Annotated in this window: 1 protein-coding gene; it reads right to left on the reverse strand. The window is 40.2% G+C overall.

The features are described 5' to 3' along the window. On the reverse strand, window positions 1-425 hold a 425-nt coding region (locus EHQ24_RS06750), incomplete at both ends, for a TIGR04388 family protein (RefSeq protein ID WP_135600917.1).

The raw sequence follows: 425 nt of genomic DNA on the forward strand, positions 1-425 counted from the left end.
TTGTCAAATTTAGATACAATATAACTAGTGTTAGTGGCAATATTCCCAGTTCCAACTCCATTTACAGTAGCATTTGCATTGTTCACAAAGTTAACATAATCAGATTGGTTTTGCATCTGACCTGCTTGTTGGTAAAGGTTTGTCCACTGGGTCATCCCATCATTACGTTCTTTCTCCATAGCGGCAAGCCATGCTGTTTTTTCTTTCTCAAGATTTGTGAGAGACTGCACATACTGAGCCTCTGCATCTGCCTCTAGTTGGCTTGCTTCTGCCTGCCAAGCAGTATAGAAATCGTTATAACTTTTTACTTGTGTTTCCCAGTTAGAGATAGCTGGAGAAATTTGATCGGTAAACAAACTGAGTTGGTTCCCGAGGGAACTTGTAGTTCCATTCCAATGAGTAGCAAGTGCTTCTTGGTTTTTATC

The organism is Leptospira noumeaensis (assembly GCF_004770765.1).
GTDB lineage: Bacteria > Spirochaetota > Leptospiria > Leptospirales > Leptospiraceae > Leptospira_A > Leptospira_A noumeaensis.